This is a genomic window from Erwinia artemisiae (assembly GCF_051400835.1).
Lineage (GTDB): Bacteria > Pseudomonadota > Gammaproteobacteria > Enterobacterales > Enterobacteriaceae > Erwinia > Erwinia aeris.
The window spans coordinates 313,435-335,935 of sequence record NZ_JBLFFM010000003.1; the positions used below are offsets into that span (position 1 = coordinate 313,435).

At 59.4% G+C, this 22,501-nt stretch carries 22 protein-coding genes; 13 read left to right on the plus strand and 9 right to left on the minus strand.

What is annotated here, in order from left to right; translation table 11 throughout:
* Positions 1–48 precede the first annotated feature (48 nt).
* Complete coding sequence (locus tag ACMGEE_RS09280) at positions 49–1,008, plus strand: AraC family transcriptional regulator (RefSeq protein ID WP_436829944.1); 960 nt, start codon at positions 49–51, stop codon at positions 1,006–1,008.
* A gap of 58 nt (positions 1,009–1,066) precedes the next feature.
* Here the strand turns inward: ACMGEE_RS09280 and ACMGEE_RS09285 are convergent, their stop codons facing one another.
* Positions 1,067–1,852 (minus strand): hypothetical protein, encoded by a 786-nt coding sequence (locus tag ACMGEE_RS09285; RefSeq protein ID WP_436829945.1) that lies wholly within the window; start codon positions 1,850–1,852, stop codon positions 1,067–1,069.
* A gap of 182 nt (positions 1,853–2,034) precedes the next feature.
* Here ACMGEE_RS09285 and ACMGEE_RS09290 point away from each other — a divergent pair, with 182 nt between their 5' ends.
* From ACMGEE_RS09290 to ACMGEE_RS09325, 8 genes are all read left to right on the plus strand, one after another.
* Positions 2,035–3,075: a dipeptidase gene (locus ACMGEE_RS09290; protein ID WP_436829946.1), complete on the plus strand. Its 1,041-nt coding sequence runs from the start codon at positions 2,035–2,037 to the stop codon at positions 3,073–3,075.
* 154 nt (positions 3,076–3,229) lie between these two features.
* The gene (gene pqqA, locus ACMGEE_RS09295) at positions 3,230–3,301 is read left to right on the plus strand and encodes a pyrroloquinoline quinone precursor peptide PqqA (RefSeq protein WP_071789594.1); all 72 of its coding nucleotides are present in this window, start codon (positions 3,230–3,232) and stop codon (positions 3,299–3,301) included.
* Between the two features lie 52 nt (positions 3,302–3,353).
* Positions 3,354–4,265, plus strand: a complete 912-nt coding sequence (pqqB, locus tag ACMGEE_RS09300; RefSeq protein ID WP_301250614.1) for a pyrroloquinoline quinone biosynthesis protein PqqB — start codon at positions 3,354–3,356, stop codon at positions 4,263–4,265.
* A 7-nt stretch (positions 4,266–4,272) separates the two neighbouring features.
* Positions 4,273–5,025 carry a pyrroloquinoline-quinone synthase PqqC gene (gene pqqC, locus ACMGEE_RS09305; protein WP_253458354.1) on the plus strand — a complete coding sequence of 251 codons (753 nt, stop codon included), beginning with the start codon at positions 4,273–4,275 and terminating at the stop codon, positions 5,023–5,025.
* A complete protein-coding gene (pqqD, locus tag ACMGEE_RS09310) occupies positions 5,025–5,309 on the plus strand; it encodes a pyrroloquinoline quinone biosynthesis peptide chaperone PqqD (protein ID WP_125287256.1) in 285 nt (94 codons plus the stop codon). The genes pqqC and pqqD overlap by 1 nt, the downstream gene beginning before the upstream one ends.
* Positions 5,296–6,429, plus strand: coding sequence for a pyrroloquinoline quinone biosynthesis protein PqqE (gene pqqE / locus ACMGEE_RS09315; RefSeq protein ID WP_253458351.1), 1,134 nt, complete (start codon positions 5,296–5,298; stop codon positions 6,427–6,429). The genes pqqD and pqqE overlap by 14 nt, the downstream gene beginning before the upstream one ends.
* Entirely contained in the window at positions 6,426–8,768 is a 2,343-nt protein-coding gene (gene pqqF, locus ACMGEE_RS09320; RefSeq protein WP_436829947.1) for a pyrroloquinoline quinone biosynthesis protein PqqF, read from the plus strand. Before pqqE ends, pqqF begins: the two co-directional genes overlap by 4 nt.
* A gap of 136 nt (positions 8,769–8,904) precedes the next feature.
* A complete protein-coding gene (locus ACMGEE_RS09325; protein WP_436829948.1) occupies positions 8,905–10,548 on the plus strand; it encodes a methyl-accepting chemotaxis protein in 1,644 nt (547 codons plus the stop codon).
* 18 nt (positions 10,549–10,566) lie between these two features.
* Here ACMGEE_RS09325 and ACMGEE_RS09330 read toward each other — a convergent pair whose 3' ends face one another.
* Positions 10,567–10,815, minus strand: coding sequence for a helix-turn-helix domain-containing protein (locus tag ACMGEE_RS09330; protein WP_253458341.1), 249 nt, complete (start codon positions 10,813–10,815; stop codon positions 10,567–10,569).
* 522 nt (positions 10,816–11,337) lie between these two features.
* Between ACMGEE_RS09330 and ftnA the strand changes: the two genes are divergently transcribed.
* Complete coding sequence (ftnA, locus tag ACMGEE_RS09335) at positions 11,338–11,844, plus strand: non-heme ferritin (RefSeq protein WP_253458339.1); 507 nt, start codon at positions 11,338–11,340, stop codon at positions 11,842–11,844.
* Between the two features lie 106 nt (positions 11,845–11,950).
* Here ftnA and ACMGEE_RS09340 read toward each other — a convergent pair whose 3' ends face one another.
* The 3 genes from ACMGEE_RS09340 to ACMGEE_RS09350 all read right to left on the minus strand — a co-directional run bounded on the left by ACMGEE_RS09340 (position 11,951) and on the right by ACMGEE_RS09350 (position 13,872).
* The gene (locus ACMGEE_RS09340; protein WP_253458336.1) at positions 11,951–12,442 is read right to left on the minus strand and encodes a GNAT family N-acetyltransferase; all 492 of its coding nucleotides are present in this window, start codon (positions 12,440–12,442) and stop codon (positions 11,951–11,953) included.
* Positions 12,443–12,457: 15 nt separating this feature from the next.
* On the minus strand, positions 12,458–12,892 hold the full coding sequence (locus ACMGEE_RS09345) for an SRPBCC family protein (RefSeq protein WP_253458333.1): 435 nt from the start codon (positions 12,890–12,892) through the stop codon (positions 12,458–12,460).
* A gap of 68 nt (positions 12,893–12,960) precedes the next feature.
* Positions 12,961–13,872: a LysR family transcriptional regulator gene (locus tag ACMGEE_RS09350; RefSeq protein WP_301730015.1), complete on the minus strand. Its 912-nt coding sequence runs from the start codon at positions 13,870–13,872 to the stop codon at positions 12,961–12,963.
* Positions 13,873–13,998: 126 nt separating this feature from the next.
* On the opposite strand from ACMGEE_RS09350, the gene ACMGEE_RS09355 reads away from it, so the two are divergent.
* From ACMGEE_RS09355 to ACMGEE_RS09365, 3 genes are all read left to right on the plus strand, one after another.
* On the plus strand, positions 13,999–15,312 hold the full coding sequence (locus ACMGEE_RS09355) for a M20 family metallo-hydrolase (protein WP_436829949.1): 1,314 nt from the start codon (positions 13,999–14,001) through the stop codon (positions 15,310–15,312).
* Between the two features lie 264 nt (positions 15,313–15,576).
* Positions 15,577–17,103 carry a p-aminobenzoyl-glutamate transporter gene (gene abgT, locus ACMGEE_RS09360; protein ID WP_369896252.1) on the plus strand — a complete coding sequence of 509 codons (1,527 nt, stop codon included), beginning with the start codon at positions 15,577–15,579 and terminating at the stop codon, positions 17,101–17,103.
* 144 nt (positions 17,104–17,247) lie between these two features.
* On the plus strand, positions 17,248–17,775 hold the full coding sequence (locus ACMGEE_RS09365; protein WP_436829950.1) for an OmpH/Skp family outer membrane protein: 528 nt from the start codon (positions 17,248–17,250) through the stop codon (positions 17,773–17,775).
* 41 nt (positions 17,776–17,816) lie between these two features.
* Here the strand turns inward: ACMGEE_RS09365 and ACMGEE_RS09370 are convergent, their stop codons facing one another.
* The 4 genes from ACMGEE_RS09370 to ACMGEE_RS09385 all read right to left on the minus strand — a co-directional run bounded on the left by ACMGEE_RS09370 (position 17,817) and on the right by ACMGEE_RS09385 (position 22,499).
* On the minus strand, positions 17,817–19,088 hold the full coding sequence (locus ACMGEE_RS09370) for an acid phosphatase (RefSeq protein WP_436829951.1): 1,272 nt from the start codon (positions 19,086–19,088) through the stop codon (positions 17,817–17,819).
* A gap of 137 nt (positions 19,089–19,225) precedes the next feature.
* A complete protein-coding gene (locus ACMGEE_RS09375; protein WP_436829952.1) occupies positions 19,226–20,452 on the minus strand; it encodes a cupin domain-containing protein in 1,227 nt (408 codons plus the stop codon).
* 542 nt (positions 20,453–20,994) lie between these two features.
* The gene (gene mdcH / locus ACMGEE_RS09380) at positions 20,995–21,900 is read right to left on the minus strand and encodes a malonate decarboxylase subunit epsilon (RefSeq protein ID WP_301250621.1); all 906 of its coding nucleotides are present in this window, start codon (positions 21,898–21,900) and stop codon (positions 20,995–20,997) included.
* Positions 21,897–22,499 (minus strand): malonate decarboxylase holo-ACP synthase, encoded by a 603-nt coding sequence (locus ACMGEE_RS09385; protein WP_253458320.1) that lies wholly within the window; start codon positions 22,497–22,499, stop codon positions 21,897–21,899. The genes mdcH and ACMGEE_RS09385 overlap by 4 nt, the downstream gene beginning before the upstream one ends.
* Positions 22,500–22,501 lie beyond the last annotated feature (2 nt).

The following is a 22,501-nucleotide window of genomic DNA, read 5'->3' on the forward strand; positions in this document are numbered from 1 at the left end:
ATGATGTAAAATCCGTCATTATTGATTAATCGTCCGGGAAGCGCTGCCATGACCACAGAAGGCCACGATCTCACCAGCGAGCTGCTCTACGGGATGCGCCTGCTGGGGCTACAGTATCGGCGTATCGAACTCGCCGCGCCGTTTGGCGTCGGCTTTGTTAAGGCGCCGGGCCGCGCGCAGTTCCACTTCGTCAGCCGCGGCCCGGTGCTGCTGCGGACGCAGAACGGCCAGCTGCGCACCCTGAATACGGGCGATGCGCTGCTGCTGCCGCACGGCAGCGATCATGTGCTGCTCTCCTCGCCCGATGTGGCCTGCAAGGACATTCGCGCCTTCAATACCACGCCGGTTTGCGGCAACGTCTGCTGTATTAAAGACTGCGCGTCCACCGAAGAAACCACGCTGATATTCAGCGGCTGTATGGAGTTCGACCTGGGCGGTATGCAGATGCTGATCGGCTCGATGCCGGAAGTGCTGCTGGCGGATACGCTGATCCATAAATATCCGGAAGTGCAGCCGATGCTGGAAGCGATGGAGCGGGAATCGCTGGGCAAAAGAGCGGGCTATGCGGGCATCCTGGCGCGGCTGGCGGATGTGGTCGCGGCGTTTATCGTACGCGGCTGGGTGGAATCGGGCTGTGGCGCGGCGGGCGGCTGGCTGGAGGCGCTGCGCGATCCTAAGTTAGGCAAAGCGCTGGTGGCGCTGCACCGCGATCCCGGCAAAAACTGGACGGTGGCGCAGCTGGCGGCGGAGATGGGCAGCTCGCGCTCGGTCTTTGCCGAGCGCTTTCTGGCGGTCACCGGCATGACGCCGGTACGCTATCTGACCAATTTGCGTATGCAGCTGGCGGCGCAGTGGATTGGCCGCGACGGCGAAGCGATAGAGAGCGTTGCCTGGCGGCTGGGCTACGGCTCGCTGGCCGCTTTCAGCCGGGCGTTTAAGCGCACCACCGGTACCACGCCGGGCGCGCTAAAATCTACCACAGACAAAATAGCAAGTTATAACCTGTAATGCCGCTTACTGAATATTAAAAACGCAGTATTTTTTACACTTATTGGGCTATATGGAATCATCTCATATGGAGTAAAGTGCCGTTATAGGTATAAGTCAGCCACGATGCCAGCACCCTTTGCCCTGTTTCATTTAGACAACTAAACCAGCTGTCTAAATTTGATGGCGCGACATTTTGCAGTACTTCACTTCTATGAAGGAGACTTCCCTTTAAACGATCCGCCCAATCAATTAATCTGGACAGGATTATTTCATCTTCTTTTTTTTTGAATTCTCTCTCAATTACTTTCTTACTAATATTTTTATCCGATAACAATTTTTCGACAATCCCCTTAAGCGACTTTTCTGCATACTTAATGGGATCGACTAAAATATAAATAACATTATCCCATGAAATACACTCATCAGCACATGAGAACTCCATTGCGCCGTATTCCTGTAAAGGATAGTAGCGTTTTCTTTTATCATCCTCGGTATCAAAAAAGTGGGCGTAATCGCTAAATTTCAATTGCTCGTTCGAAGATGAGATATTTGTGATCGTACGCCGGGTAAGCTGGACATCCTGCAGGGTATCCAATACGTCGCCTTTCATCACTAACGTAATAGGGCCATAGGCATTAGGACACCATTTACCCGAATGGTAAAACGAAAGTGAAAAATCTTTAAAGTTACCAAAGGTTCGGGCCCAGCATTCCATTTCAAAATCCTTCGCATCAGTAAAGAAGCGAGTATAATGGCTATTTACCGATGCCAGCTTTTTCCTTGATAAGATGCCGCCCTCAGACGTATAACTGCGAAAATCATTAAGTTGAATTGCATGAAAAAGCAGTGTTTTACTTTTCACCTTTTTCTCCTGACAAGAATTCTTCATAGTAGATTCATTAATGATTTGAACCAGATTAACTTACCAGGTCAATACCCCTGACAAGAAAATGTTCAGACTTGCCATAACCGCACTTTTCAGCAGGCCCGGCACGGCGCTTTGAGGTATCATTTATTTAACAATGTACCTTCTGATTCATAACAATGACGCTATCGACCTCTGCTCAACCCGTTTTTGACGGCCATAACGATCTTCTGCTGCGCCTGTGGATGCAGGAAACAGGCGATGCCGTGGCGGATTTCCTGCACGGCACGATGCACGGTCACCTGGATATGCCGCGAATGCGCCAGGGCGGCTTTGCCGGCGGCCTGTTTGCGGTGTTTGTGCCGCCGGCGCAGTACGTGAAGCAAAGCAAGACGGGCTGGCAGGAAGAGGATTACGATCCGCTGGCGATTACCGAAGCGCAGATCGCCCTGCTGCATCAGATTGCCGATCGCTCCGCCGGTCAGGCCCGTATCTGCCGCAGCGCGGAGGATATTGAGCGCTGTATCGCGCAGGGCGTGCTGGCGATGGTGCTGCATATCGAGGGCGCAGAGGCGCTGGATGACGAGTGCAGCCAGCTTGACCGCTGGGTTGCCGCCGGGTTGCGCAGCGTCGGCCCGCTGTGGAATCTGCAAAATCGCTTCGGCACCGGCGTGACCGGCGGTTTTCCCGGCTCGCCGGACAGCGGCGACGGGCTGACGCCTGTCGGGATCAATCTGCTGCGCGTGCTTAATCAGAAAAAGCTGCTGATCGATTTGTCGCATATGAATGAGAAATCTTTCTGGCAGGTGGCGGAGGTCAGCGATGCGCCACTGGTCGCCACCCATTCCAACGTTCATGCGCTTTGCCCGCAGCCGCGTAATTTAACCGACGCTCAGCTGGCCGCAATTGCGCAGAGCGACGGCTTTGTCGGCGTCAACTTTGGCAATGCGTTTCTGCGCGCCGACGGCAAGCGCGACAGCGATACGCCGCTGGCGCAGATTGTGCAGCATCTTGATGCGCTGTTGGAAAAGCTGGGCGAAGATCGCGTCGGCTTCGGTTCTGACTTTGACGGCATCAGCGTGCCGGACGAACTGGGCGATGCGGCCGGACTGCCGAAACTGGTCGATTTAATGCAGCAGGCGGGCTATTCGCCCGAACTGATCGATAAGATTTGCTGGCGTAACTGGTTACGCGTGCTGAAGAAAACCTGGGGAGAATAACGCTCCCCCGTTAATCCCTGCGGCTTACAGGGTTGATATCACTGTGACACAGGTGCAACATTTGCGCCGCCGCAGGGCGATATTTGACAATAAGCTGTTTACCTGCCGAACTTAACGGGCAGATTTTTCCCTTAACACCATGAGGAGCTCCGCTATGTGGACTAAACCAACGTTTGTTGATTTACGCTTAGGCCTGGAAGTGACGCTGTACATCTCCAACCGCTAAGCCCTTATGCCCACTCAGGTGGGCATTTCCTCTCTTTTTTTCTGGTCTACACATGCAAATTAACGTTCTTGGCTCTGCGGCCGGCGGCGGTTTTCCCCAGTGGAACTGCAACTGCCGAAACTGTCAGGGCGTGCGTAACGGCACGCTGAAAACCTCGGCGCGTACGCAATCTTCCATCGCCATCAGCGACGACGGCGTCGATTTTGTGCTGTGCAACGCCTCGCCGGATATCGCTCATCAGATCGCCGCCACGCCCGCGCTGAATAAGAAAGACGTCCTGCGCGGCACCGCTATCGGCTCGATTATCCTGACCGACAGTCAGATCGATCACACCACCGGCCTGCTGAGCCTGCGCGAGGGCTGTCCGCATCAGGTCTGGTGCACGCCGGAAGTACACGACGATCTCACCACCGGTTTCCCCATTTTTACCATGCTTTCGCACTGGAACGGCGGCCTGGTGCATCACGCGATTCAGCCCGGCGAACCTTTCTCCGTGGCGGTCTGTCCGGCGCTGCGGTTTACCGCCATCCCGCTGCTCAGCAACGCGCCGCCCTATTCGCAGTATCGCGGCAGACCGCTGCCCGGCCACAATGTCGCGCTGTTTATTGAAGATACCCGCAGCGGAAAAACGCTGATGTATGCGCCCGGTCTGGGCGAGCCGGACAGCGAGCTATTGGGCTGGTTGCAAAAAGCCGACTGCCTGCTGATCGACGGCACGCTGTGGCAGGATAACGAGCTGGCGACAACCGGCGTGGGCCGCAATACCGGTAAGGATATGGGTCATCTGGCGCTAGCCGAAGAGCAGGGCCTGATAGCGCTGCTGGCTTCGCTGCCCGCCGAGCGCAAAATCCTTATTCATATCAACAATACCAACCCGATCCTGGATGAAGAGTCGGCTGAACGTCAGGCGCTGACGCAGCACGGCATCGAAGTCAGCTGGGACGGTATGCGTATCGACCTGTGAGAAAATCATGCAACAGACTCCCATGACGCGCGAAGCGTTCGAGCAGGCGCTACGCGCCAAAGGCGCTTATTACCATATCCATCATCCTTACCATATCGCCATGCACAACGGCCAGGCGACGCGTGAGCAGATCCAGGGTTGGGTGGCGAACCGTTTTTACTACCAGACCAGTATTCCGCTGAAGGACGCCGCCATTATGGCGAACTGCCCGGATCCGCAGACGCGCCGCAAGTGGGTACAGCGTATTCTGGATCACGACGGTCATCAGGGCAGCGAAGGCGGGATTGAAGCCTGGCTGCGCCTGGGCGAAGCGGTCGGCCTCAAGCGCGAGACGCTGCTGTCGGAAGAGATGGTGCTGCCCGGCGTGCGTTTCGCCGTGGATGCTTACGTTAACTTCGCCCGCCGCGCGGTATGGCAGGAAGCGGCCTGTAGCTCGCTGACCGAGCTGTTTGCGCCGGAAATCCACCAGTCGCGCCTGGACAGCTGGCCACAGCACTATAAGTGGATCGAAGCCGAAGGCTACGGCTATTTTCGCGGCCGCCTGAGCCAGGCTAACCGCGACGTCGAGCACGGGCTGGCGCTGGCGCTGGACTACTTCACCACGGCCGAACAGCAGCAGCGTATGCTGTCTATTTTGCAGTTCAAGCTGGATATTCTGTGGAGTATGCTGGACGCTATGACCCTGGCCTACGCGCTGCATCGTCCGCCTTACCATACCGTGACCGACCAGCCCGTCTGGCATAAAGAGAGATTGCTGTAATGACCCTTAACGACCAGCAGATACCTGCGTTTCGCCGTGGCTACCGCCTGCAGTGGGAGCCGACGCAGGATTGCCACGTGATCCTGTACCCGGAAGGCATGGCGAAGCTGAACGAGAGCGCCACCGCGATTTTGCAGCTGGTGGACGGTAAACGCCCGCTTGCCGCGCTGATTGCCGAACTGAACGCTCGTTTTCCCGATGCGGGCGGCGTGGATGAGGACGTCAAAGCGTTCTTTATGCAGGCCGTCGAACAGAAGTGGATAATTTTCCGTGAACTCGCTTAAGCCTAATCCGCCGCTCTGGCTGCTGGCGGAGCTGACCTATCGCTGTCCGTTGCAGTGCCCCTACTGCTCAAACCCGCTGGATTTCGCCAGGCAGGAGCAGGAGCTGACCACGGCGCAATGGATAGAAGTTTTTAAACAGGCCCGCCAGATGGGCGCCGTCCAGCTGGGCTTTTCCGGCGGCGAGCCGCTGGTGCGTAAAGATCTGCCCGAGCTGATCCGTGCCGCGCGGGATCTGGGTTTTTACACCAACCTGATCACCTCCGGCATTGGCCTGACCGAGAAAAAGATCGACGCCTTTGCCGAAGCGGGTCTCGATCATATCCAGATCAGCTTCCAGGCAAGCGACGAGACGCTGAACGCGGCGCTGGCGGGATCGCAAAAAGCCTTCCAGCAAAAGCTGGCGATGGCGAAAGCGGTCAAGGCGCACGGCTACCCGATGGTGCTGAACTTTGTGCTGCATCGCCATAACATCGACCAGATCGATCGCATTATTGAACTGGCGATCGAGCTGGAGGCCGACGACGTCGAGCTGGCGACCTGCCAGTTTTACGGCTGGGCGCAGCTGAACCGCGAGGGCCTGCTGCCTACCCGCGAGCAGATCGCCAGCGCCGAAGCCGTGGTGCAGCGCTACCGCGAAAAAATGAAGGACAACAGCAACTTCGCTAACCTGCTGTTCGTGACGCCCGACTACTATGAAGAGCGGCCGAAAGGCTGTATGGGCGGCTGGGGCGCGATTTTCCTGAGCGTGACGCCGGAAGGCATGGCGCTGCCGTGCCACAGCGCGCGCCAGCTGCCGATCGCCTTCCCGTCGGTGCTGGAGCATACGCTCCAGGAAATCTGGTACGACTCGTTCGGCTTTAACAAATATCGCGGCTTCGACTGGATGCCGGAACCCTGCCGCTCGTGCTCTGAAAAAGAGAAGGATTTCGGCGGCTGCCGCTGCCAGGCCTTTATGCTGACCGGAAACGCGGACAATGCCGATCCCGTCTGCGCCAAATCGCCGCATCATGGCCAGATCCTTGAGGCGCGTGAGCAGGCCAACTGCAGCAATATTCAAATCAGCCAGCTGCAGTTCCGCAACCGCACCAATTCACAGCTGATCTTTAAAACCGAAGCGTGAACGGTCATTCCTCTTCCCGCGTAGCAAACGGCCTGCGGATCACGCTGATCCACGAGCCGGAAGCCGCGCGGGCGGCGGCGCTGCTCCGGCTTTCCGCCGGTAGCCTTGACGAACCCGCACGCTGGCCGGGCCTGGCGCATCTGCTGGAGCATGTGCTGTTCGCCGGCAGCGCCGGTTATCAGCAGGAGCAGCGGCTGATGGCGTGGGCGCCCGCCCACGGCGCGCGGCTTAACGCCACCACTCAGGCACATTTCACCGCCTGGTTTGTGGAGATCGCTCCCGAGCGGCTGGGGCAGGCGCTGTGCAGGCTGTCTGATATGCTGGCGCGCCCGCTGCTGGCTACCGAGGCGATTACCGCAGAAGCGGCCGCGATCGAGGCGGAGTATCGGATGCTGCAAAGCCACGGCCCGACGCTGTGCGAGGCGGCGCTGAGCCAGGCCTTCGCCGCGCCCCATCCCCTGCACGATTTTCACGTCGGCAGCCAGCGCCATTTCGGCGACGACGCGGTCGCGCTCCAGCAGGCGCTACGGGACTGGCATCAATGCTGGTTCCATACCGGCAATCTGGAACTCTGGCTGAGCGGCCCGCAGCCGCTACAGGAGCTGGAAGCCATGGCCGAAGAGGCTGCGGCGGCTTTTGCTCGCGCAGAAACCTTGCCTACTGCGCCGCCGCTGTTACAGCTGGCCCCACAGCGGGCTTTTGCGCTGCAAAGCGCCGCAGCGCAGCATCTCCAGCTGAGTTTTCTCCTCAACGACCCGCAGCCCGCCAGCCTGACGCTGCTGCGCGAGCTGCTGACCGACAAAGCGTCAGGTAGTTTGCTGGCGACGCTGCGCGAACAGGGGCTGTGCGACGATATTTCGCTGCTGGAGCCTTACCGCAGCGCGCGGCAGTCGGTAGCCAGCGTGCGCTTTCAGCTGAGCGGCCTTCAGCTGGCGCAGTGCGCCCGTATAGAAGCGCTGTTCCGCCGCTGGCTGGCGCAGCTTTCTGGCCTGACGCAGCAGCAGCGGGCGCACTATGCCAGCCTCACGCAGCGGCGTTTCAGCCAGCTTTCTCCTCTCGACCAGCTACGCGATCTGGCGCTGGGTTTTCCGCCTGCGCAGTCGACCACGCCGCTACCCCTGCCGCAAAACCTCAGCCGGCTGTGGGTATCGCCTGCGGTCAGCGCGCCGTCCGTCCGCGCGCAGGGCTTTACGCTACGGCTGGCGGCTATCGACTGGCCGCAGGCGGAGCCGGAGCCGGAAACGCCGCCCGCCCTGCATTTCTATTCGCCAGCCTCCACGCCCGTCACGCCCGCGTTACCGGTAGCGAAAAGCACGCTGGCGTTGGTTGCCGCGCCGGTCGAACCAACGCTGCTGCTTAGCGTCCAGCCTGGCCTTCTGCCAGATCGACGTAGCGCCGCGCTGATCGAGGCCGCGCTTCAGCCCGCGATGGGCGATGCGCTGCACGGCGGCGGCGAGCTGGCCTTTTCCCGCCAGCACGGTCTGTGGCAGCTGCGGCTCAGCGGTCAAGATGCATTACTGGCCGCTACGCTGGATCGGGCAATACAGGCGCTGACGGATCCGCCAGCCGCCACCCAGGCTTTTGGCGAACGGCTTTTTTATCAGGCGCAGCAGGCTGACGATATCGCCATCCGCTGTCTGCTGGCGCACCTGCCCGATTTGCTGAACAGCACGTCAGCGGATGCGCTGTCGGCGCTACGCTGGCAGGCCACGCTTTACGGCGGCGCGGCCAACAGCGCAGCAGACCTGGCGCGGCGGCTGACCAGGCTGCCGGGCGCGGTCGAACCGGCGCAGTCACCGCCGCACGTTTTCCCCACGCAGCCGCACTATTCCTGCCCGACGGCAAGCCGTGATGCGGCGGTGCTGGTGTTCTGCCCGCTCGCCGAGGCCAGCGCGGTCTGCTTTGCCAGCTGGCAGCTGCTCGCCACGCTGTTTGAGCCGCGCTTTTTTCAACGGCTGCGGGTCGAGGCCAACGTCGGCTACGTAGTCAGCTGCCGTTTTCATCAGACCGCCGGACAGGCCGGCCTGCTGTTTGCGCTGCAATCACCTGCTTTAAGCACGGCAGAACTGTTCGGGCATATCGATCGGTTTATCGCCGATATGGCGGCAACGGTAGATAGCCAGACCACCGAAACGCTTGCCGCCAGCTGGCTGTCATTGCTGCCTTCCCTGCCCGAAAGCGTGCCGAAAAACCGCGAGCACATTACCGCTCACTGGCTCTATCAGCAGCTTAACCTGCCGTTCAGTTTTGCCCGGCCCTCGCCCGATCGGCTACGTCAGGCTTATCGACAGCTGACCGCCAGTTGCGCCCGCTGGTGGCGGCTGAGCAACAGCGCCTAAAGCAAATTTTTTGCCAGGCGCTCACGCTAATCGATTCAGCTTATATTTTATTCACCGTCTGACGCCCGCGCGCCATAAAGTTTCCCTGCGTGACTACCGATAAGCCTTTATCGACTCCCCTTTCCGAGTACGCAGTATGCTAAAAAATATTAAAGTTGTGACCAGCATCGTTATCATGTTGGTTATTTTCAGCGGGCTGCTGCTGGTTTCCAGCGCGCTCTCATTTAACGCTATTAGCCAGGACAAAGAGAATTTCAACCACGCCAGCGTGCTGACGCAGCAGCAGAACCAGCTCAGCGACACCTGGCAGACGCTGCTTGAAACGCGCGTCACCATTAACCGTGCCGCTATCCGTATTCTGAAAAAGCAAACCGATCCGGCCACGCTGGCGGCCATCGACAAGCTGCTGACCAACGCCACTGCCCTGCTTAACGAGGCGCAGGCGCACTTTGAACGTTATCAGCGTGCGCCTGCGCAGCCCGGACAAAGCAGCGAGATAACGGCCAGCGTGGCCAGCAGCTATCAGCAGCTGCATGACACCATGCAGCAGTCTGTCCAGTTTCTCGGCGCGAATAACTACGAGGCTTACGGCAATCTGGATGCGCAGCAGGCGCAGGACGGCCTGAAAGCCAGCTATAACCAGTGGCGCGAACAGAACGCGAAGCTGCTGGCGACGGGCATTGAGGTCAATCAGCAGGGCTTTACGAATATGATGTGGACGCTGGCGGCAGTGATCCTGCTGCTGCTGGTGCTGGTGCTGGTCATCTGGAAAGTGATTAAGGAAGTGCTGCTGCGGCCGCTGAAGCAGGTTGAGGAGCATATTCAGCATATTGCCGAAGGCGAGCTGACCCGCACGCTGACGGTGGAAGGCCGCAGCGAAATAGCCAGGCTGGCCGCCCATCTTTCCGCCATGCAGCAGGCGCTGACCGTTACCGTCAGCCACGTGCGGGAAAGCTCTGACGCCATCTACACCGGCGCGAGCGAAATTTCGATGGGCAACAACGATCTCTCCGCCCGTACCGAGCAGCAGGCCGCCTCGCTGGAGCAGACCGCAGCCAGCATGGAAGAGCTGACCGCCACGGTGAAGCTGAACGCAGAAAACGCGCGTCAGGCCTCACAGCTGGCGTCGAGCGCGTCGCAAACCGCAATCAAAGGCGGCAAGGTGGTGGACGGCGTGGTGCAAACCATGAGCGATATCGCCGGCAGCTCGAAGAAAATCGCCGATATCATCAGCGTGATTGACGGCATCGCTTTCCAGACCAATATCCTGGCGCTTAACGCCGCCGTGGAAGCTGCCCGCGCGGGCGAACAGGGCCGTGGCTTTGCCGTGGTCGCGGGCGAAGTGCGCAATCTGGCCCAGCGCAGCGCCCAGGCGGCGAAAGAGATCAAGACGCTGATTGAAGCATCCGTCAGCCGCGTCGACGCCGGTTCGCTTCAGGTCACCACCGCCGGAGAAACCATGCACGATATCGTCGATGCCGTGGGACGCGTCACCGCCATTATGGCAGAGATCGCTTCCGCCTCTGACGAACAGAGTCGCGGCATCGATCAAATTGGCCAGGCGGTCACGGAGATGGATCGGGTCACGCAGCAGAACGCTTCGCTGGTACAGCAATCGGCCGCCGCCGCCGCGTCGCTGGAGGACCAGGCGACCCGTCTGGCTCAGGCCGTTGCCGTGTTTCAGACCGGCCACGCGCGCGCGCCAGCCGCAAAACCTGCCGAAAAAGCCCTGAAAAAAACGCAGCCGGCAGCCGGTGAAGGAAACTGGGAAACGTTTTAAGCGAGCGTCGCCGACGGCTTACCGGCCGTTCTGATTGTGATACTTATGTGGCCGCACCGGATGCTGATAGCGTGTCGGCCATATTTTCTCGGGAGCGATGTCCAGCGCTTCAGCAATCAGCCGCTCGCCTTTCGGCCACGGACGGCGCAGCGCGTTAGCCAGCGTCGAGGACGCCAGTCCCGCCTGCCGTGAAAGCGCGGATAAGTTTGTGCCTCTTTTTTTTAACGCAGCGATAATGTCTGCGGTATGCCAGTCCTTTAGCTCCATTATGCATCCCTTTTATGAGTTAAACCGTTGTCCGCGGCTGAGCCGCCCGTCATATCATTTATCTGCTTCACGTCGTTATCGGCCGTTGACGATGTCCAGCCACGTCGGCAGGGCGCCAGACAGCAGCGATAACGCACGCAACCGCCACTATTATATTTTTGCAAAAAGCGGCGTTTATTCTTTCCCTGTTATACAGCTAAAAAGCGCGTTTTTAAATATTTATTCCGCCAAAAAAACGAATTTAACCAATGGAAAACCCTTTCAAATCATTAAGTAAACAAGTAATTCGTATAGCTTATGCATACTCTTAAAAGGACGCCTTTTTTAAAACGAATAGCTAACAAGAATAATTATCAAAACCATTACAGCATGCCCCAACATGAGAAAGGATGATAATAATTATCACTCCTTATTTTTCGCCGCAGATAAATATAAAATATATTTTTCTGCGGTTTTTATTTCTCTGCTTCCCGTGCATAATGCGGCAAATAATTATTTTGCCTGTTAATATCTGGAGCCGCTATGCTGACTGCCGAAATGACCGCTCGCCTGAACGATCAGTTAAACCTGGAATTCTTTTCCGCCAACCTCTATTTGCAGATGAGCGCCTGGTGCGCCGACAAAGGGTTTGAGGGGGCCGCCGCCTTTCTGCGCGAGCACTCCCGCGAAGAGATGCAGCATATGCAGCGCCTGTTCAACTACCTGAGCGATACCGGCGCCATGCCGGTGCTGGGCAGCATCGCCGCGCCGCCGGTGACCTTTGACTCGCTGAACAACGTGCTGGAACAGGCCTACGAGCACGAGCAGCTGATTACCGCAAAAATCAACGAGCTGGCGCATGCGGCAATGACGTCGCAGGATTACTCTACCTTTAACTTCCTGCAGTGGTACGTGGCCGAACAGCATGAAGAAGAGAAGCTGTTCAAATCCGTGCTGGATAAGCTGGCACTGGTCGGCACCAGCGGTAAAGGGCTGTTCTTTGTTGATAAAGATCTGATGCAGATGAGCACCTCAGGCGAGCAGGCCTGAGTAAAAGGGGCGAAGCGTTCGCCCCTGAGGATGTTGACAAAACCGTGCCCGGTCAGCAGGGCGCAGTCAAGCTGGTGACTGGCGGCAAAAACCGGCTGCTTTTCTGCTACAGCGCCAGCCGGTAGAACTTTGTGTCCACCTTCATCACGGGGAAAGCGGCCGGTAGCGCGGCTTGCGCCACTTCGCTAAAGCCGTGCTTCTCGTAAAAACGATGCGCCGCCAGAAATTTCGCGGTGGTGCCCAGCCAGACGTCACGGAGCTGCCGCTCGCGAGCGTGCGCGAGCAGCGTTTGCAGCAGGCTATTGGCCACGCCGTGCTCCCTGCCTCGCCAGTCTTCCGCCACGAACATTTTCCGCAGCGCGGCCTGCTGCTCGCCGATATCCTTCAGGCCGATACAGCCAACAACCCGATCGTCGACCGTCGCCAGCCAGAAATCGCCCGCACCCTGCTGATAAAAGGTCGGGATATCGCTGAGATCCGGCTGCTGCTCTGCCGAAATCGCAATACCGAACTCGTGATTCTGGATCGGCAGGATCAGATCTTTTACCCCCGCCTGGTAGCGAGGATGGTAGCGCTGCACGATAAATCGCGTCGTCATGGCGAAGATCCTTACTCAGCCAGCCTGTTGCGCGACGTTTTGCAGACAGGTGGCGAAGACGCCTTCACTGATGCTCTGCGCTACTTCCTGTTCATCATGGCCCGCCTCAACCTTGAAATCCGCCCACCATTCCGCCAGCGTGGTGCCGTCGTTTTTCGGCGTCAGCTTCACCACCGCCACGTAATCCGTGACCGGCATGATGCCGTCCAGAATCGCGTAGTGCAGCTCCCAATTGGCTTTATCCAGCTTTACCAGGCGCTCGCGCACTATGCCATCGGGCAGCGTCAGCTTTCTGACCACGCCGACCTTGCTTTCGGTAGCGCCATCTTCCAGCTCGCTGGAGGAGATAGCCGGATGGATTTTCGGCAGGCCGTTAAAATCGGCAATCAGCGGCCAGATTTGTTCTGGCGTGGCGGTAATGATGCGGCTGGTATAGGACGAGTGCGACATAGTAGAAACCTCTTAGCGTAAAAATTTAACTTTAGCATGTTGCTGCTCTTTCCCGTTGACCGTCAGAGCTAAGCCAGCACCAGCGCCTGGCTCTGCTGGCGAAACAGCCTGGCCAGCTGCGCGCCCATCGGCGTCAGCGCGGTATCTTTACGTCGGATCAGGCAGAAGGTCGCCCTGGGCATTTTTTCCCGCAGCTTTAGCGCCACCAGCCGATGGCCGACCAGCGGATCGGTAAAAAAATCCTGCGACAGGATGCTGACGAAATCGCTCTGGGCCAGCAGGCTGGCGCAGGCCATAAAAGTTTCGCAGGTGATGGTGATAGCGGGCGGCGGGCCGCTGTCGGCGAAGAGATCCTGCAACAGCTGATAGTAGCTGCCGTTGGGCGAAGGCATGGTCCAGCTACAGTGGCGCAGCGCTTCCAGCGAGGTGGCGTTCGCCAGCGGATGGCCTTTGCGTACCACCACGCAGTAGTCGCGCTCCATCAGCGTTTCGTAGCTCAGCTCGTTGTCCTGATGGCCGGGAGACCAGGTATTGATGGTGAAATCCAGTTCGCCCTGACGCAGCTCCGGCAGCAAGGTCACCAGCTGGCCCTCCAGGATGCGCACGCTGACTTCGGGAAAGAGGTGATGAAACTGAGTTATCACCTTTGGCATCAGCGTGCGGGCGATGCTGCCGCCCACGCCGATATTGACCGAGCCGCCCGCCTGGCCCAGCCGCTGCTGGACCTCTTCCTGCGCGACCCGCAGCTCCTCCAGGATCAGGCTGGCGTGACGAAAAAAATCTTTGCCTGTCGCCGTAAGCTGAACGCCCTGCCGCTGCCGGATAAACAGCGGCGCACCCAGCGCTTCTTCCAGTTCCTGCACCGATTTAGAGAGCGCGGGCTGCGAAAGCTTCGCCACCCGGCTTGCCGCCCGGATACTGCCCTGACGCGTCACTTCCACAAATGCACGAAGCTGGTGCAGCTTGATCGATGCGGGCATAAAACCTCCTTGTGGGTGATAACCGTTGTTTATCAGTCAAAAGATATTGTCATCTTCTGCGCGCCGAAACCACTGTGTAGAGTCGATAAACCAGCATTTTTTGTACTGCTATTAAAGGAACCAGAAATGGAGCAAGCCGTAACCGATTTTGTAAAAGAGATCTCTCCCCGCCTGCAACACTGGCGTCGCGATTTGCATAAGTTCGCCGAGTCCGGCTGGCTTGAATTCCGCACCGCCACGCTGGTGGCCGAAGAGCTGCACCGCCTGGGCTGGTCGCTACAGCTGGGCAAAGAGGTGATTAAAGCGGAGGCGCGCATGGGGGTGCCTGCTGCGGAGGTGCTGGTGCAGCAGGAGCAGCGGGCATTGGCCCAGGGCGCGCTGCCGCAGTGGCTGCCGCACTTTTCCGGCGGTTTTTGCGGCATCGTCGCGACGCTGGCGACCGGGCGTCCCGGCCCGGTGATGGCCTTTCGCGTTGATATGGACGCGCTGGACGTGGTGGAAATGCAGGCGCAGGCGCATCGACCTTTCGCCGAAGGCTTCGCCTCCTGCAACGAAGGCATGATGCACGCCTGCGGCCATGACGGTCATACCGCTATCGGGCTGGGCGTGGCGCAGGTGCTGAAGCAGTTTTCCTCGCGGCTGTGCGGCACCGTCAAACTGATTTTCCAGCCGGCCGAAGAAGGTACGCGCGGCGCAAAATCGATGGTGGAAGCGGGCGTGCTGGATGACGTGGATTTTTTTACCGCCATTCATATCGGCACCGGCGTGCCGGCCGGAGAGCTGGTGTGCGGTAGCGATACCTTTCTGGCGACCACCAAAATGGATATCGCTTTTCGCGGCGTAGCCTCGCACGCGGGCGCGCGGCCGGAAGAAGGCAAAAACGCGCTGCTGGCGGCGGCGCAGGCCACGCTGGCGCTGCATAACCTGCCGCAGCACAGCGGCGGCAGCTCGCGTATTAACGTAGGCGTGCTGCAGGCGGGAACCGGGCGCAACGTCGTGGCCGATCGCGCGCTGCTGAAGGTGGAAACGCGCGGCGCCACCAACGACATCAATGATTTTATCTATCAGCAGGCGCTGCGAGTGGTGGCGGGCGCGGCGGCGATGTATGACGTGCAGCACGAGGTAAAGCTGATGGGCGCGGCGCGCAGCTGCCAGCCGACCCGGCCCTGGGTGAACTATATCCGCCAGCAGGCCGCGCGCATTCCGGAGCTGACCTCGCTGGTCGACAGTCGGGGCCAGCCCGCCGGTTCTGAAGACGCCACCTATATGATGGAGCGGGTCAAGGCGCGCGGCGGCCAGGCTTCCTACATCATTTTCGGCACGCAGCTAAGCACCGGTCATCACAATGAGAAATTCGACTTTGACGAGGCGGTGATGGCGACGGCGGTCAAAACGTTGGCCGCCCTCGCCTTTCATATCGACAGCTTTACCAACGAGTAACGACCGCGTATGGCGACAGCACCGCACCGCTTTCATCGCCAGGCGCACCAACGGCGTAACAAGCCGCGCGCGGAGACAGCACCGCACCGCTTTAATCGCCAGGTGCACTAATGACGTAACAAGCCGCGTGCGGAGATAGCACCGCACCGGCAGTAAGGCACGGTTTTTGCACGTGCTTTTGCAGCAAGGCGTTGCAGACGCTGCCCGAGGCTGGGCCCGATCCCAGCCCGACAATAAAAAAGCCAACACAACAGAGGGTAAAACATGAGTGATACAACCGCGCCGGGAAAAAGTCCCGGCAGAGTCTTCAGCTGGGTTGAGCGCATCGGCAACAAGGTGCCCAACCCGTTCTTACTGTTCGTTTATCTGATTATCGTGCTGATGGCGGCAACCGCCGTGCTGTCGTGGCTGGACGTTTCGGTGATCAATCCCGCCAACGGCGAGGTCATTCGTGTTAAAAACCTGCTGAGCGTGGCGGGTTTGCAATGGATCCTGCCGGGGATCATTAAAAATTTCAGCGGATTTACACCGCTGGGATCGATCCTGGCGCTGATGATCGGCGCGGGCCTGGCGGAAAAAGTGGGGCTGCTTCAGGCGCTGATGCATAAGATGGCGTCATTTGTCAGCGCCCGCTACGCCAGCTATATGGTGCTGTTTATCGCCTTTTTCAGCCATATCTCATCCGATGCCGCGCTGGTGGTGATGCCGCCGCTGGGGGCGCTGATGTTTATCGCCGTGGGCCGTCATCCGGTCGCCGGGCTGATGGCGGCTATTGCGGGCGTCGGTTCCGGTTTTACCGCCAATTTGCTGATCGTGACTACCGACGTGCTGCTTTCCGGCATCAGTACCGAGGCGGCGAAGGCGGTCAGCGATACCGTGCACGTCAGCGTGCTGGATAACTGGTTTTTTATGGCCAGCTCGGTGGTGGCTTTAACCCTGGCGGGCGGTCTGCTGACTGACAAGTTTATCGAGCCGCGCCTGCCCGCCTGGCGCGGCGAATCGCAGGACGGACTGGCGAAGCTGACGCCGCTGCAAAATCGCGGTCTGCGCATCAGCGGCATCGCTTCGCTGGTGTTTATCGCGCTGGTGGCGCTGCTGGTGGTGCCGGAAGGTGCACCGCTGCGTCATCCGCAGACGGGCAGCGTGATCCCCTCGCCTTTTATTCAGGGCATCGTGCCGCTGATTATCCTGTTCTTTTTTGTGGCCGGGATAGCCTACGGCGTGGCGACCAGGCAGATCCAGCGACCCAACGACATCCCGCAGCTGTTGATTGAGCCGATGAAAAGCATGGCCGGTTTTATCGTGATGGTCTTTCCGCTGGCGCAGTTTGTAGCCTTTTTTAACTGGAGCAACATGGGCAAGTTTATGGCCGTGGGGCTGACCGATCTGCTTGAAAAAGCAGAGATGACCGGCGCGCCCGCCTTTATCGGCCTGATGTTCCTCTCTGCGCTGCTCTGCATGTTTATCGCCAGCGGTTCGGCAATCTGGTCGATTCTGGCGCCTATTTTCGTGCCGATGTTTATGCTGCTGGGCTTTCATCCCGCTTTTGCGCAGATGATTTTCCGTATTGCGGATTCGGCCGTGCTGCCGCTGGCGCCGATGTCGCCTTTTCTGCCGCTGTTTTTGGGCTTTTTGCAGCGCTACCGCAAGGATGCGCAGCTGGGCACCTATTACGTCCTGATTGCGCCCTACCCGCTGCTGTTTTTTTGCGTCTGGCTCCTGCTGCTGCTGGCATGGTACGCGCTCGGCCTGCCTATCGGTCCCGGCGTATGGCCGACAATGCCGACCTGATCCCAATGGAACAACGGGCATAAAGTTGATGTGAATCAACGGACAAGGTGGAAATATCGGCCGCCGGACGCGCTATCGTTTATAGTCTGAGCGCCTGAAGGAACCCATGCAGGGAAATGCCGAAACCGGCTACAAGGAGAGGAAATGAAGCCAAAAATCAGTGTGCTGGCTCTGAGTCTTGCAATTATCACGCTGCTCGCGGGCTGCGATCGGCAAGAGACGCGGCCGGTGAAATTTATCAATCCTGATAAAGTTATGCAGGATTCAGGGCTGGCGGATCAGCTGAAAACGCGGCTGCAGACGGTCGATCAACAGCTCCGACAGGGTCTGAAGATGGCGCAGGAAAACGGCGCCAGGCTGCCGGAGGAGAAACGACGCAGCGCGCTGCTGGCCGATCGGCAGCTGCTGGATCTGGAGTGGCAGCATGAGCAGCGCCAGGCTAACGGCGTCGCGCTGAAAGCGATAGCGGAGGCGGCCGGAAAGTACCGCGAGCAGCACCAGCTGCTGGCGATCCTGCCTGCGCAGGCCGCACTGGCCTTTGCGCCGGAAGCGGATATCAGCGAAGCGCTGGCGAAAGAGCTGAAAGGGAAAACCCTCGATTTCGGCGCGCTGCCAAAAATCGGCGTTAAAAGCGAGGAGCCAACGGCGGCAGAAGCCAGTACGCAAAAATAGCGCCGCATTACAGAGGAACCGGGGCGATGGCCGCCCCTTTTTTATCCTTTATGCATATCAGCCGCCGCTGAGAGATCCAGCCGCTGCCAGAAGTTCTGCTCCGGCGTGGTGCCGGAAAGCGGATAGCCTGCGGCGATAGCGGTCGCCACCATCCTTTGCCGACGCTGCTGCGCGCTCAGCTGCGGCAGCGCCGCTTCCAGCAGCACCTCAGCGCCTTCCGGCACCACAACCGCTTCCTGCTTCACTTTCTCCTGCGGCAGATCCCAGGTCATGGCAAAACGTGCAAACTGCTGCATCTGCGGCGCGGCGTAAGGATCGGCTGCCCCGGATGGTCTGGCGCACTCGGCGAGCGAGGTGCCGCACTCTTTCTCCAGCGCGTCGCGCAGCTGCTGCTTCGCTTCAGCAAACAGCGGGCGATACTTTGCATCGTTGAGATAGTGCGCCACGTTACGCTGCGCCACCATACGGGAGCCAATCAGATCGATCGGATAGTGCACGCCCAGCACCATGCGCGAATAGCCGTAGCGCGCGGCGCGATCCATCAGTGGTACAAAGCGTTCCGGCACCATTTCGCCCAGCAGCAGCGCATCGGTCCATGCCGTATTGGTGTGGCCGCTGGGGAAAGATCCTTCGCTCGCCTGATAGGGCTGGTTATCTTTCACCACTGCCGTATCCGGCACCGCATGGATAGTGTTGCCCGGCATCAGGAAAGGACGTGGATAGTTAAAGTGCGCTTTGGCCGCGCCGGTGCTGACTTCGCTGGCCTTGATCAGCGCCGCCGCCTTACCCATCTCGCCTTTGGTGTAGGCGTTCAGAAAGGCCTGACCCAGCTTCGGCCCCAGCGCGTCGGCCAGAAAAAACAGATGGTTTTGCCCTTCCGCATCAATAATCGCCTGGCGACGCTGGCCGTCGGTCGCATCGAGGTTAACCTGCGCCACGCGCTGCATGCTGGCGTCCAGCTCGCTTTTCGGCAGCGTGGTGAAAGCGCTTAGTAGCGCGATGCCCGCCTGCTGATTGGCTTTTTTAGCAAAGTCGTAGCCGCTCGCCTTCAGCCAGCCGCGATCCGCCAGCTTATCGCTCTGCGCGGTTTTCTCCAGCTGCGCGCGCGTCAGCTTCGCGGCATCGCCCTGCAACGCGCCGATCAGATCTTGCTGGATTTGAGCGTCAAAGGCCGCGAACCGGGCATCGCTGCTGGCGGGCGTGGTGGTTTCAACAATCCTCTGGATGCTATCGAAGTCAACGGGCGTGGTTTTTGCCTGAGCAGCCTGCGCCAGCAGCAGCGCGCTGGCCAGCAGAGAATAACGAAAGCGCATAAAAGTTCCTTAATTTACGTCGGTTAGCTTTATCGGCTTTTATGCTGGAAGAGGTTGATGACAGGAAAGTGACAACTTATATTTTGAAACGAATTGGCACAGCGATCGGGCCGCCTCCCTGCGGCCTGCCGGGTTCTTTAGCCGCCGACCACCGGCTTTTTGCTTTTATCCAGCGCCTGCATAAAAGCGTCGTCGAGATGCAGATGCTGGCGTACCAGCTGCGGCGGCGTCGAGGCCAGCCACTGATTCAGCGAGATATCCGCGTAGTAGCTGCTTTTAAACAGCTCCAGAAAACGCAGCGGCCTGTCGCCGGTGTTTTCCACATAGTGGCCCATCGCAAAAGGCACGTAGCCGACATCGCCCGCGCGAAAATCGAAGGTGCGTGCCTGGCCCGAAGAAGCAAACACGCCCATCCGTCCTTCGCCTTCCAGGTAGTATTGCCACTCGTCGGTATTGGGATGCCAGTGTAGCTCGCGCATCGCGCCCGGCTGCAGCTCTACCAGCGCCGCCGCGATGGTTTTTGACACCTTAAAAAGGGAGGAATCGGTAATCCGCACCGTGCCGCCCTTTAGCGTGATGGGCTGCTGCGCCAGCATCCGGTGACTGAAAGCGGTGGTGGAACGGGTCGCGCCCGCAATGGCGTCCTTTTGCAGATCGCCCGGCGGTGTGGCGGCGAAGATATACTCATCGGCCGGTGAAGGAGGCTTGCTGAAGGTTTCCACCGGCACGCCAAAGTTTTTCGCCAGCACTTCCGGCGGCACGTGCTTAAACCAGTCGCTGAGCAGAAAAGTGCTGTCTTCGTCAAAGCCGCCGTTATCAAACGCCAGCAGGAACTCGCAGCCGTCCGGGCCAAGCCCCTGTATCGAGTGCGGCACGCCGGAGGGGAAATACCAGAGATCGCCCACGCCGACGTCGTCCACAAACCAGTGGCCGTCGACGTCCAGCGCGGTGATGCGCGCCTTGCCGTACAGCATATAGGCCCACTCGCCCTCTTTATGCCAGTGCAGCTCGCGGATGCCGCCGCTGTTAAGGCGCATATTAACGCCGGCAATGCTTTTGGAAACGCCCAGCTCGCGCTCGGTGATCTGTCGCGTCCAGCCGCCGCTGCCTTTACGCACGTGCGAATCGCTATAGGAAAAACGCAGGTTGGGCAGCGTGCCACTGTCGGTAGCGGGCGGATTGACGATATCGGGATTTTCTCCCTGACGCAGCGGATCGTGCGGGCCGGGATCGCTGCCGCCCATCTGGCCTGTCCAGGGTTGCGCGGCCACGGTGCGATCGTGAGCATGAACGGAGCCAGCCGCCAACGCAACGGTGCTGCCGGCGGCAAAGGTCATAAAGCTGCGACGAGTAATAGGATTCATGTCTGCTTCCTTGTGTCGAGTGGTTAAGACGCGCCACGCTGCATAGCGGACGCGAACTTAAGCTTAACTACACAAAAATCAACATAACCTAACCGGGGAAAAGCTTAAAAATGCTGAAATGTAAGCAATAACACATCAAATAATTTTGTTAGTAGTTCAGATAAATTTATAAAATTTGGTCTACGCGATAACATAATCATGACGTTACAGCTTTGTTAAACGTTTTTGCCAGCAGCAACGTCCGCCCTGACCGTTTCGTCATAAATTATTTTTATTAAGAGGGAGGAGAAGAGCGCAACACCTGGTTACGTGGTTACGCAGAACGAAAAATATCGCGGCGGCATTATCACGCTGCGGACACGACCGCACGGGCCTGTGGCGCAGCCTTTACCGCTGTTTGCCGGATGATCAGTACCGCTCATCCTGTCGCGCAGCCTTTGTCGCTGTTTACCGGGTAGTCAGTGCCATTTATCCTGATGCGCAGCCTTTATCGTTGCTTACCGGGCGGTAAGAGCTGGTCATCCTGCCCCGGGCGCGATCGTTCAGCCGCCGGCCTGCAAACGCTTCGCCAGCGTTAACGCCAGCTCGTAGCCGCCCTGCTCCAGGGAAAGCGCTTCGCCTTCGCTGAAGGCCTGCCGGGTCAGGCCGGTCAGCACCGCGCCGGGCGGCACCTCAATCGCCAGCCGGACGTCGCGCTCGTTGGCCGCTATCATCGCCTCATGCCAGCGCACCGTGCGCGACATATTATACGCGAGGTCATCCGCTATCTGCGCCGGCTGCCAGAGCACGCGGCCGCTGCTGCTGCTCAGCCAGGCGCGACGCGGGCGAACAATCGTTACCGCTTTAAACGCCTCCGCCAGCTTTGCCGCCGGTTCCGCCAGCAGCGCGCAGTGTGAAGGCACGCTGACCGCCAGCCGGTGTGTTTTCTGCGCGCCTGCGGCTTTCGCCCTTTCCGCCGTCGCCTGCATCGCCGCCTCGCTGCCCGCAATCACCAGCTGCCGTTCCGCGTTGATATTGGCCAGCCAGCTCTCTTCTCCCAGCAGCGGCTCCAGCTCGCTCTGGGTCAGGCCGATAATCGCGGTCAGGCCGTAGCCTGCCGGATAAGCCTGCTCCATCAGCTGCCCACGCAGCGCCACCAGCCGTAACGCGTCGTCGAAGGCCAGCGCGCCCGCGACTACCGCCGCAGGATAGGCGCCAATGGATAAACCGCTGGTCATCGCAAACGCCAGGCCCTGTCGCTCCAGCTCCCGCGCATGCGCCACGCCCGCAATCAGCAGGCACAGCTGTACCGCGCGCGTATGCCGCAGCGCCTCTGCCGAATCCAGCGCCGAGGCGTCTTCATTCAGCGCTTCGCTGGCCTCTTTCAGGATTGCCTCGCCCTGAGGCAAATTTTGCAGCATGCCGGGCTGCTGCGGCCCCTGTCCGGGAAAGGTCAGTAAGATTTTCATCGCGGCGTCTCCCATGGCGCGGCGGTCAGGAAAGGGCCGCCATCGGTTTTCAACAGCACTTTGCCGTCGCGCAGCCACTCCGCCAGCGCAAAACCGCCCAGCCTGGTTTCCAGCTGCGTATCGGCACGGCAAGGCAGGCTGGCGCAAAGGCTTTGCCAGCGCTGCAACGCCGATGCGGCGGGCGGCTCAGGCGCGCGGATCAGTAAATCCAGATCGCTGCCCGCGTGCATTACGGCTTCGCCGGTCGCCAGCGCATAGCCCAGGCTGCCGGTGACGCCCCATGCCCACGGCCAGTCCGCCTGCGCAAGCCGCAGCGCCGCCTGAACGGGCGGCAAAGTATAAAAAGGGGTGTGCGGCAGCCGATCGATAAGCGCTTCCGGCGACAGCACGCGCACTACAGCCGCAGCGTCAACCCAGCCCGCCGCGCGCTGATGGCGGGCCGGGCCGCGTATGCCGACGGGAATACGTCCCTGCGCATCCCTGTCGCGTCGCACCACCAGCGGCAAAGCCGGCTGCCAGTAGGCGACCCATTCAGGCAAATCGCCCTGCAATGCTTCACGATCGCTCAGCCAGAGCAGATCGTGCGGCCGAACATCCATTG

Coding starts and splice junctions, on each gene's coding strand:
- ACMGEE_RS09280 (WP_436829944.1), top strand. CDS start 49: ATGACCACAGAAGGCCACGATCTCACCAGCGAGCTGCTCTACGGGATG.
- ACMGEE_RS09290 (WP_436829946.1), top strand. CDS start 2,035: ATGACGCTATCGACCTCTGCTCAACCCGTTTTTGACGGCCATAACGAT.
- pqqB (WP_301250614.1), top strand. CDS start 3,354: ATGCAAATTAACGTTCTTGGCTCTGCGGCCGGCGGCGGTTTTCCCCAG.
- pqqC (WP_253458354.1), top strand. CDS start 4,273: ATGCAACAGACTCCCATGACGCGCGAAGCGTTCGAGCAGGCGCTACGC.
- pqqD (WP_125287256.1), top strand. CDS start 5,025: ATGACCCTTAACGACCAGCAGATACCTGCGTTTCGCCGTGGCTACCGC.
- ACMGEE_RS09325 (WP_436829948.1), top strand. CDS start 8,905: ATGCTAAAAAATATTAAAGTTGTGACCAGCATCGTTATCATGTTGGTT.
- ACMGEE_RS09330 (WP_253458341.1), bottom strand. CDS start 10,815: ATGGAGCTAAAGGACTGGCATACCGCAGACATTATCGCTGCGTTAAAA.
- ftnA (WP_253458339.1), top strand. CDS start 11,338: ATGCTGACTGCCGAAATGACCGCTCGCCTGAACGATCAGTTAAACCTG.
- ACMGEE_RS09340 (WP_253458336.1), bottom strand. CDS start 12,442: ATGACGACGCGATTTATCGTGCAGCGCTACCATCCTCGCTACCAGGCG.
- ACMGEE_RS09345 (WP_253458333.1), bottom strand. CDS start 12,892: ATGTCGCACTCGTCCTATACCAGCCGCATCATTACCGCCACGCCAGAA.
- ACMGEE_RS09350 (WP_301730015.1), bottom strand. CDS start 13,872: ATGCCCGCATCGATCAAGCTGCACCAGCTTCGTGCATTTGTGGAAGTG.
- ACMGEE_RS09355 (WP_436829949.1), top strand. CDS start 13,999: ATGGAGCAAGCCGTAACCGATTTTGTAAAAGAGATCTCTCCCCGCCTG.
- abgT (WP_369896252.1), top strand. CDS start 15,577: ATGAGTGATACAACCGCGCCGGGAAAAAGTCCCGGCAGAGTCTTCAGC.
- ACMGEE_RS09365 (WP_436829950.1), top strand. CDS start 17,248: ATGAAGCCAAAAATCAGTGTGCTGGCTCTGAGTCTTGCAATTATCACG.
- ACMGEE_RS09370 (WP_436829951.1), bottom strand. CDS start 19,088: ATGCGCTTTCGTTATTCTCTGCTGGCCAGCGCGCTGCTGCTGGCGCAG.
- ACMGEE_RS09375 (WP_436829952.1), bottom strand. CDS start 20,452: ATGAATCCTATTACTCGTCGCAGCTTTATGACCTTTGCCGCCGGCAGC.
- mdcH (WP_301250621.1), bottom strand. CDS start 21,900: ATGAAAATCTTACTGACCTTTCCCGGACAGGGGCCGCAGCAGCCCGGC.
- ACMGEE_RS09385 (WP_253458320.1), bottom strand. CDS start 22,499: ATGGATGTTCGGCCGCACGATCTGCTCTGGCTGAGCGATCGTGAAGCA.